Origin of the sequence: Aeromonas simiae (genome assembly GCF_014892695.1) — a bacterium.
GTDB classification, from domain to species: Bacteria; Pseudomonadota; Gammaproteobacteria; order Enterobacterales; family Aeromonadaceae; genus Aeromonas; species Aeromonas simiae.
The window spans coordinates 3,667,501-3,675,000 of sequence record NZ_CP040449.1; the positions used below are offsets into that span (position 1 = coordinate 3,667,501).

7 protein-coding genes, 1 tRNA gene and 3 rRNA genes (2 of these 11 cut by a window edge) are annotated in these 7,500 nt (G+C 55.6%); 1 reads left to right on the plus strand and 10 read right to left on the minus strand.

Features of this window, described 5'->3' with window-relative positions:
* The 6 genes in view from FE240_RS17480 to FE240_RS17505 are tightly spaced (at most 13 nt apart) and all read right to left on the minus strand, a layout consistent with a single transcriptional unit that may run on beyond the window.
* A protein-coding gene (locus FE240_RS17480) for a tetratricopeptide repeat protein (protein WP_193002773.1) crosses the window boundary here: on the minus strand, positions 1-440 show its beginning. The gene continues 739 nt to the left of window position 1, outside the view; 440 of the gene's 1,179 nt are visible here — the first part of the coding sequence; the start codon lies at positions 438-440; its stop codon lies beyond the left edge, outside the window.
* A 3-nt stretch (positions 441-443) separates the two neighbouring features.
* Positions 444-1,142, minus strand: coding sequence for an energy transducer TonB (locus FE240_RS17485; RefSeq protein WP_193004594.1), 699 nt, complete (start codon positions 1,140-1,142; stop codon positions 444-446).
* The gene (locus tag FE240_RS17490; protein ID WP_193002775.1) at positions 1,142-1,543 is read right to left on the minus strand and encodes an ExbD/TolR family protein; all 402 of its coding nucleotides are present in this window, start codon (positions 1,541-1,543) and stop codon (positions 1,142-1,144) included. Before FE240_RS17490 ends, FE240_RS17485 begins: the two co-directional genes overlap by 1 nt.
* A gap of 13 nt (positions 1,544-1,556) precedes the next feature.
* On the minus strand, positions 1,557-2,072 hold the full coding sequence (locus FE240_RS17495) for a MotA/TolQ/ExbB proton channel family protein (protein WP_226798888.1): 516 nt from the start codon (positions 2,070-2,072) through the stop codon (positions 1,557-1,559).
* Positions 2,072-3,367 carry a MotA/TolQ/ExbB proton channel family protein gene (locus FE240_RS17500; protein ID WP_193002778.1) on the minus strand — a complete coding sequence of 432 codons (1,296 nt, stop codon included), beginning with the start codon at positions 3,365-3,367 and terminating at the stop codon, positions 2,072-2,074. Before FE240_RS17500 ends, FE240_RS17495 begins: the two co-directional genes overlap by 1 nt.
* Positions 3,364-4,122, minus strand: coding sequence for a DUF3450 domain-containing protein (locus FE240_RS17505; RefSeq protein ID WP_193002780.1), 759 nt, complete (start codon positions 4,120-4,122; stop codon positions 3,364-3,366). The genes FE240_RS17500 and FE240_RS17505 overlap by 4 nt, the downstream gene beginning before the upstream one ends.
* A gap of 143 nt (positions 4,123-4,265) precedes the next feature.
* On the opposite strand from FE240_RS17505, the gene FE240_RS17510 reads away from it, so the two are divergent.
* The gene (locus FE240_RS17510; protein ID WP_193002782.1) at positions 4,266-5,042 is read left to right on the plus strand and encodes a helix-turn-helix transcriptional regulator; all 777 of its coding nucleotides are present in this window, start codon (positions 4,266-4,268) and stop codon (positions 5,040-5,042) included.
* Positions 5,043-5,088: 46 nt separating this feature from the next.
* Here the strand turns inward: FE240_RS17510 and rrf (FE240_RS17515) are convergent.
* The 4 genes from rrf (FE240_RS17515) to FE240_RS17530 form a co-directional block, all read right to left on the minus strand.
* Positions 5,089-5,203, minus strand: a 5S ribosomal RNA gene (gene rrf, locus FE240_RS17515).
* Positions 5,204-5,220: 17 nt separating this feature from the next.
* Positions 5,221-5,296, minus strand: a tRNA-Thr gene (locus FE240_RS17520).
* A gap of 45 nt (positions 5,297-5,341) precedes the next feature.
* Positions 5,342-5,456 (minus strand): 5S ribosomal RNA (rrf, locus tag FE240_RS17525).
* A gap of 104 nt (positions 5,457-5,560) precedes the next feature.
* Positions 5,561-7,500: ribosomal RNA gene (locus FE240_RS17530) — 23S ribosomal RNA — on the minus strand (it continues 949 nt past the right edge of the window).

Here is a 7,500-nt window from a genome sequence, read left to right on the forward strand (position 1 = left end):
TACTGCTGGTTGTGAAAATAAAGGCCCGCCAGGCGAAATTGCAGCGCCTTTTCGCTCTGCAATGCCAATGCCGCCTTGTAACTTGCGATCGCCTGGGGCCAGCGCTCCTGTTGCGCCGCAATATCTCCCTGCAAACGCAGCAATGCCCGTTTCTGCTCTTGCGGCCATTGGTCATAACGCAGCGCCATAGCCACCTGAGTGGCGGCCACCTCCCAACGCTCGGCATTAGCGGCAGCCGAAGCGCGCAGCTGGGCCAGCCATGCCTCTTCGGCTGGTGTGGCTGGCTTTAGCGTGGCGGCCTTGGTATCGGCAGCTTGCCACTGCTTGGCCTCATAGAGTTTCATGACAGGAGCAAGCTGGCGCGAGAAAGCCGGACTGACCGAAACAGCCCATGCTCCTTGTGTCACCAGCAGCAATGCAAACCACCAGAGACGCTTCATCGCTTAATTCTCCAATCTGAATTTGAGTGTCACGATCTGGGTAATGGCGCCGTTTTCGCCCTTGCGAGGCTGATAACGCCATTTGCGCAGAGCCTGAATAGCCGCCCGCTCAAACTGACCCCGTGGCTTGGCCGATACGACAACGACATTCTGCACCAACCCCTCCGGGTCAACGGCAAACTTGAGCGTCACGTCTCCTTCAATCCCCGCCTGCTGAGCGCGGTAAGGGTAAGTTGGCTCAATCCGTTGCAGGGGCATCAGAAGGCCACCGATCCCCATACCGCCCCCCTGTGCCACACCGTTCATGCTACCTGCTTGTTGACCATGAACATTGCCACTGAAAGCCGCCGGCTCCTGCGCCCCCGGTACCACGTCCGGCATCGTCAGCTTGACCGGGCTCACCGCGGCGATATCGAGCGGGGGGGTGATCATGGGGACAGGCTCCAGACTCAGCGCCGGCGTTGCCACCGGCTGTAGTGCCGACATGGACTCTAGCTCGGGCAGCGGCTCTGGCTCTGGCTCTGGTGGAACAGGGCGCTCCTGCATTGCTACCTGCAACTCGGGCTCCGGCATCCGGATCACGATGCTGCGTGGCTCACTGGCGGTACGTGGCGTCTTGTCCGGCTCAATCAGGGCCGCCATGAAGAGCAACACCCCCAATGTCAGCGGCACGCCAAGCAGTAAGCTGGTGAGATAGCGCATCATCGCGGCGTCACCGCCACGGCGATATTGGCAATGCCGGCGGCCTTGGCTTCATCCATGACTCGCACCACGCGGCCATGGGCTACCCGCTCGTCGGCCTGGATGACCAGGCTGGCCTCGGGTTGCTCGGCCAACATCCGCGCCAGAGTCACCTTGATGCGCTCGACATCCACCGCCTTGCGATCCAGGTAGATCTCGCCGTTGGCTCCGATGGCCAACATGATGCTGGACGATTTCTGCGCCTTGGCTTGACTTGCCTCGGGGCGATGCACCTCAAGCCCCGCCTCACGTACAAAGGAGGTGGTGACGATGAAAAAGATCAGCATGATGAAGACGATATCGAGCATAGGGGTCATGTCGATCTGAATTTCGTCACGCTGACGCTTAGGTTGTCTTCTCATTGGTTACAACTTCCTATTCAGCGCCCATGCCATCACGGGTCTGCTCGAGCAAACGACGCGCCTGGCTCTCAAGACGGCTGAGGATCAGCACCCCGATGAGCGCCACCACCATCCCCGCCATCGTCGGAATGGTGGCGCGGGAGATCCCACTGGCCATGTTCTCGGGATTGAAACGGTTGGCCATGGCCAGGGCATCAAACACCCCGATCATACCGGTGACCGTCCCCAGCAGCCCCAACATGGGGCAGAGCACCACCAGGGTACGGATAAAAAGAAGGTGACGCTGCAGCTCAAGTTCGGCCTGCGCAATCCAGCGAGTGCGGATAGCCTTGGCCTGCCAACTGGTTCGCTCGGCGCGGGCACGCCAGCTGGCCAGCAGCGAGTGCTGTACGCCGCGATAGCCCCCCCACAGATAGAGCAGCCGCTCCAGGATCAGGCACCACATCACCAGCAGCAGCCCTAGGATCACCCAGAGAATGGGGCCACCGCACCCCATAAACTGCTGCAACTGTTCCCACAGAGCCATCATCAGGCAACGCGCTCCGCTTTGGTCTTCACCTGACCATCAGCCTCAGCGCGCTCGGCCAAGATCCCCGCCACCTGCTGCTCGAGCAGGTTGGAGAGTTCACTAAAACGCGACTGCAACAGGCTATGGGCCAGGATCAACGGTATGGCCGCGACCAATCCCTGCACCGTCGTCACCAGGGCCATGGAAATCCCCCCGGCCATGATCTTGGGATCACCGGTACCGAATTGGGTGATGGATTGGAATGTCCCGATCATGCCGGTAACTGTCCCCAGCAGGCCCAGCATGGGAGCCACTGCGGCGATCACCTTCACCATGCCGATACCGCGCTCAAGCCGCGGGGTCTCTTGCAAGATGGCTTCATCAAGGCGTAACTCCAGGGTTTCCATGGGAAGATGAGGATATTGCCTCTCTACCGCCAGCACACGCCCAAGGGCATTGCTCTCACGTAGCGTCGCATCATTAACCTGACGGCGCACGGCATTGAGTTCTCGTGACAACAACACCAGACGCACGGCGGCAATCCCCATCCCGAGCAGAGCCAGCGTCAGGATGATGTAGCCCACTGTGCCACCCTGCTGTAGGCGCTGGGTGAAGGTGGGGAGTTCGGCCAGCATGCCAAGAACACTGCCGTGAGAGGGATCGATAGCCACCGCTTCCCCCTCAGAGCCTTGATAATCTCGGTAGCTCCCCATCACATCGCTCGGCAAATTAGCGATCGGTTGCAATCCTTGTGGCGTTGGTTGCACCAGTCCTTGTTCCGTAGCCAGCGTAAAAGAGCCAAAACGGGTCAAGGTATGGGGAGTGGCGATGCCATCCCCTCCCGGCACCTGTGCCTGAAAGCGAGTAATCTGGGCCGATGCCCTCATCTCCCCGAGTAATAATTCGGGCAACAGAGCCAGAGCCTGACGATCCGGCACCGACTTTTCATCGCTCAGACGGTCAAGCGGGGCGAGGCGTTCAGGATACTGCGCCTGTATGGCCGACCCTTCGAGCAGGCTCATCGCCTCCTTAGCCCCCTGCCGGCTTACCGCAAACAGTTCATCCATGCCCGTCGATGCGCTTTGCCACTCCTTGTTTAGCTCGGCCAGCTGTTTCTCGTTGGCACCAAAGCGCTCGGCCAGAGCCTTACTCTGGGCTTGCACTTGGGCCAAATTAGCCTTGGCTTGGGAAAGCTGGGCCCGCAGCGTAGCCAGCTCTGAAGAGGCCGTCTGTTCACGCGCCTGCTCTTCCGCAGTGAATTGAGGGGCTGCCTGAGCGCTAAAGGCAAGCGCCAGGATCAGAGGAAGAGCTCTCATTGGGTCATCTCCTGGCGGGCAGTGGACATGGGAAGCCGTAACAAAGTGGGGGTCTGTTTCTCATTGGCCAGCTCAATCGCTTGGCGGATCGCGCCAAACCATTGAACATCGAGTGGCAGCCATGCCTTGGCCTGAGTTGACCAACGCCACGCCTGATGACCATCGGTAGTCATTGCCAGCAGCGCAATGCGCCCCAGGGCCACCACATCCACTAATCGCTCCTGCCCCTCCAGAGTCAGACGCTGTTGCCAGACATCGAGCCGGTTACCGTATTCCGCCTCTATCTGGTAAGCCTGTAACAGAACTCGGAATTTTTCGGACTCGCTCACATCGGAACGGGCCAGAGTCTGTTTGAGATGAGCCAGGCGAGCCTCGCGCTCTTCCTTACGCAAGGGGAGGTCATTCGTGACCCAAACCTCGAGATCGTCTTGCATCTGAAGCAGCAAGGGCACCAACCCTTGGCGAGTTTCCTCTACTGCGGAGAGCTGACGCTGCAATGTGGACAGCTCTCGCTCCTGATCGGTGACCATGGTTTGCATGTAATGGTTGTAGGCAAGCTGGTCTTTGAGCTGACGCTCAGTGGCTTGCAACTCTTGACGAGCAGCTATAGCAGCGTCGGCAGCTTGTGCTACTTTTTTCTGGGAGGCCTCGCCTGAGACCAGATCTGCTAAAGTATGTTCCGCCACCGGGTTTGCTGCGTATGCACCCCCTATGGCAGGAAGCGCGATCAGGGCGGCAATGAGGTGCTTCTTCATGATAATGATGCAGTTGATTGATAACTATTATCATTATCTCAAAAATGGCGGTGCAGAGCAAATACAGCTCACTGAACACCCCAAACAATAACAACAGTACGGGATAGCGGGCCAAGGATGAGCCCGCACATAAGGAGCAAAACTTGTTCAATGAAGAACTATTGCAGTTGGTAGAGCCATTCGCCAAGGCCCGCTCACCACTCGATACCCAGAGTGCTCTCGAGCGCTTTAGCTACAAAATGGGTTTTGACTATTTCCAGCTCTTAATTCTTTATCCGTGTAGTTTGCAAAGATCACATATTGTGCTCATTAACAACTACCCTAAGAGCTGGTTTGAAACCTATTACAAGAATAAGTATCTGATGGAAGATCCAGTGATCAATCTTGCGATGAGACAAACTCAGCCCATTTTCTGGAATACACAGGATCTGATGCAATCTGATATATCGGAAAAGGGCAAGAATGTAATGAAGCTCGCAGCCGATTTTGGAGTGCAAAATGGTATTTCAATACCGCTGAATTCACCGACTGGAGAAAAAGGAGTATTAACATTCATTACCAAGGTGGGTAATAACAGCGAGCTGATGTATGAGAATGTCCCCAAGATATCCTTCTGTTCTGGATATATTTTTAGTTCAGCACTAGAAGTGATAAAGCGCAGGCCTGATATAGCACCGCCTTCGGTAAGCTTATCGGGTCGCGAGCGTGAGTGTCTTTATTGGGCAAGCGAAGGAAAAACATCTTGGGAGATTGCAACTATCCTCGGAATTACAGAACGGACCGTCAATTTCCATCTAAATCAGGTTACAACCAAGACAGACTCGCGTAATCGTAATCAGGCTATTGCAAAGACAATCTCGAGTGGTCTGATCGTTCCGTCACTGGAGAACGTGACCATGACCAACCTGAGGTTATCCTAATAACGAAAAAGGCCTCCCAAATTGGGAGGCCTTCATCATGATAGGTGCCTGACAATGTCCTACTCTCGCATGGCATCTGCCACACTACCATCGGCGCTACAGCGTTTCACTTCTGTGTTCGGCATGGGAACAGGTGGGTCCACCGCGCTATTGTCGTCAGGCAAAAACTTTAAAATTATGGTGCTGATACCCAGAATCGAACTGGGGACCTCATCCTTACCAAGGATGCGCTCTACCGACTGAGCCATATCAGCACAAAACCGGTCGAAACAACGCGCCGCGTCATCTCTAAATTGGGTGCCTGGCAGTGTCCTACTCTCGCATGGCATCTGCCACACTACCATCGGCGCTACAGCGTTTCACTTCTGTGTTCGGCATGGGAACAGGTGGGTCCACCGCGCTATGGCCGCCAGGCAAAATCGTAATCCGAAAAGCTGATTGCACTCATGATTCTCATCACAAGCACTAAAGTCGTTCTCACTTCGTCACAAGCGCTCAAAACACTTCTTGGGTGTTGTATGGTTAAGCCTCACGGGTAATTAGTGCGGGTTAGCTCAACGCATCGCTGCGCTTACACACCCCGCCTATCAACGTTGTGGTCTCCAACGGCCCTTTAGGACCCTCAAGGGGTCAGGGATGACTCATCTCAGGGCTCGCTTCCCGCTTAGATGCTTTCAGCGGTTATCGATTCCGAACTTAGCTACCGGGCAGTGCCACTGGCGTGACAACCCGAACACCAGAGGTTCGTTCACTCCGGTCCTCTCGTACTAGGAGCAACTCCCTTCAATCATCCAACGCCCACGGCAGATAGGGACCGAACTGTCTCACGACGTTCTGAACCCAGCTCGCGTACCACTTTAAATGGCGAACAGCCATACCCTTGGGACCAACTTCAGCCCCAGGATGTGATGAGCCGACATCGAGGTGCCAAACACCGCCGTCGATATGAACTCTTGGGCGGTATCAGCCTGTTATCCCCGGAGTACCTTTTATCCGTTGAGCGATGGCCCTTCCATACAGAACCACCGGATCACTATGACCTGCTTTCGCACCTGCTCGACCTGTCCGTCTCGCAGTTAAGCTGGCTTATGCCATTGCACTAACCTCCTGATGTCCGACCAGGATTAGCCAACCTTCGTGCTCCTCCGTTACTCTTTGGGAGGAGACCGCCCCAGTCAAACTACCCACCAGGCACTGTCCGCGATCCCGATTCAGGGACCTGCGTTAGAACATCAAACATACAAGGGTGGTATTTCAAGGTCGGCTCCACGACAACTAGCGTCATCGCTTCAAAGCCTCCCACCTATCCTACACATGTAGGTTCAATGTTCAGTGCCAAGCTGTAGTAAAGGTTCACGGGGTCTTTCCGTCTAGCCGCGGGTACACCGCATCTTCACGGCGATTTCGATTTCACTGAGTCTCGGGTGGAGACAGCATGGCCATGGTTACACCATTCGTGCAGGTCGGAACTTACCCGACAAGGAATTTCGCTACCTTAGGACCGTTATAGTTACGGCCGCCGTTTACCGGGGCTTCGATCAAGAGCTTCGTGTTACCACTAACCCCATCAATTAACCTTCCGGCACCGGGCAGGTGTCACACCCTATACGTCCACTTTCGTGTTTGCAGAGTGCTGTGTTTTTGATAAACAGTCCCAGCCATCTGGTCACTGCGACTCCCAACAGCTCCGTGAGCAAGTCACTTCACCATCAAGAGCGTACCTTCTCCCGAAGTTACGGTACTATTTTGCCTAGTTCCTTCACCCGAGTTCTCTCAAGCGCCTTGGTATTCTCTACCCGACCACCTGTGTCGGTTTGGGGTACGATGACATGTAATCTGAAGCTTAGAGGCTTTTCCTGGAAGCAGGGCATCAATGGCTTCACCACCGTAGTGGCTTCGTCTCGTGTCTCAGTGTTGTGTCTCCGGATTTGCCTAGAAACACCACCTACGCACTTTCACCAGGACAACCGTCGCCTGGCCCACCTAGCCTTCTCCGTCCCCCCATCGCAATTACATGTCGTGCAGGAATATTAACCTGCTTCCCATCGACTACGCCTTTCGGCCTCGCCTTAGGGGTCGACTCACCCTGCCCCGATTAACGTTGGACAGGAACCCTTGGTCTTCCGGCGAGGAGGCTTTTCACCCCCTTTATCGTTACTTACGTCAGCATTCGCACTTCTGATATCTCCAGCATACCTCTCGATACACCTTCGCAGACTTACAGAACGCTCCCCTACCACTTGCACTGAGTGCAAATCCGCGGCTTCGGTGCCTGGTTTGAGCCCCGTTACATCTTCCGCGCAGGCCGACTCGACTAGTGAGCTATTACGCTTTCTTTAAATGATGGCTGCTTCTAAGCCAACATCCTAGCTGTCTGAGCCTTCCCACATCGTTTCCCACTTAACCAGAACTTTGGGACCTTAGCCGGCGGTCTGGGTTGTTTCCCTCTTCACGACGG

Bases quoted from the DNA above. Each gene is read 5' to 3' on its own strand.
- FE240_RS17485 (WP_193004594.1), bottom strand. From the start codon at position 1,142: ATGCGCTATCTCACCAGCTTACTGCTTGGCGTGCCGCTGACATTGGGG.
- FE240_RS17490 (WP_193002775.1), bottom strand. From the start codon at position 1,543: ATGAGAAGACAACCTAAGCGTCAGCGTGACGAAATTCAGATCGACATG.
- FE240_RS17495 (WP_226798888.1), bottom strand. From the start codon at position 2,072: ATGATGGCTCTGTGGGAACAGTTGCAGCAGTTTATGGGGTGCGGTGGC.
- FE240_RS17500 (WP_193002778.1), bottom strand. From the start codon at position 3,367: ATGAGAGCTCTTCCTCTGATCCTGGCGCTTGCCTTTAGCGCTCAGGCA.
- FE240_RS17505 (WP_193002780.1), bottom strand. From the start codon at position 4,122: ATGAAGAAGCACCTCATTGCCGCCCTGATCGCGCTTCCTGCCATAGGG.